Genomic DNA, 1,180 nt, shown 5'->3' with positions numbered 1-1,180 from the left:
GCGACGNTGCGCCTCCTCCTGCAGACCGGCGAGAAGGCCCTGATGTGGATCAAGCTCGTCGCGAAGGGCACCGCTGCGCACGGATCGCACGTCATCCGCGACAACGCCGTGACGAAGCTCGCCGCCGCGGTCGCTCGGATCGGGAGCGAGGAGTGGCCGGTCCGGCTCTCGGCGACGACGGACGCGATGGTGGCCGAGGTCGCGCGCTTCCTCGGGGTCGACCCCGCCGTCACCGGCCCGGACGAGGTCGCGCTCGCGACCGGGTCCGCCTCGCGGTTCATCCACGCGGCACTGCACACGACGACGAACCCGACGGTCCTGCAGGCGGGCTACAAGCACAACGTCATCCCGGACGCCGCCGAGGCGCTCATCGACATCCGGTGCCTCCCCGGCGACGAGGAGTCCGTGCTCGAACGTGTCCGCGAGCTGGCCGGCGACGACGTCGAGGTCGTCATGTCCTTCCGTGACATCGGGCTCGAGCAGGACTTCGGCGGGCCGCTCGTCGACGCGGTGCGGGACGTCCTCGGACGCCACGACCCGGGTGCTCCGGTGCTGCCGTACCTGCTCTCGGGCGGGACCGACAACAAGGCCCTGTCGACCCTCGGCATCGCCGGCTACGGGTTCGTCCCGCTGCAGCTGCCGGCCGGCGTCGACTTCCCCGCGATGTTCCACGGCGTCGACGAGCGGGTGCCGCTCGACGCCCTGGCGTTCGGGCGGCGTGTCCTCGGCGACCTGTTCGCGACCTACTGATACCGTCCACGGTCGCCCTCGTGGCGGTGTCCTGACAGACCTCCTCCCCGGAAGGCCGGTGCCATGCACATCCTCGAGGCGATCTTCCTCGGCTTCGTCCAGGGGCTCACCGAGTTCCTCCCCGTCTCGTCGAGCGCGCACCTGCGCATCGTCGGGCTGTTCCTGCCGGACGCGCAGGACCCCGGCGCAGCGTTCACGGCCGTGACGCAGCTCGGCACCGAGACCGCGGTGCTCATCTACTTCTGGAAGGACATCACCCGGATCGTCGGGCGCTGGTTCCGGTCGCTGTCCGGCCGGACGGTCCCGCGGAACGACCCCGACGCCCGCCTCGGGTGGCTGGTGATCCTCGGCACGATCCCGATCGGTGTCGCCGGTCTGCTGCTGAAGGACTCGATCGAGACCACGTTCCGATCGCTGTGGATCGGGCGAT

The 1,180-nt window shown here is 70.7% G+C and carries 2 protein-coding genes; both read left to right on the top strand.

From position 1 onward, the window contains the following. On the top strand, positions 1-750 hold a 750-nt coding region (locus I59_RS15225), incomplete at its 5' end, for a peptidase dimerization domain-containing protein (RefSeq protein WP_022904607.1). A 63-nt stretch (positions 751-813) separates the two neighbouring features. Then, the coding region (locus tag I59_RS15220) for an undecaprenyl-diphosphate phosphatase (RefSeq protein ID WP_022904606.1) at positions 814-1,180 on the top strand (367 nt) is incomplete at its 3' end.

It is taken from the genome of Curtobacterium sp. B8 (genome assembly GCF_000333315.1).
GTDB lineage: Bacteria > Actinomycetota > Actinomycetes > Actinomycetales > Microbacteriaceae > Curtobacterium > Curtobacterium luteum.
The sequence above is the reverse complement of the archived record's forward strand: the minus strand, read 5'-3'. Positions and strand labels throughout refer to the sequence as shown.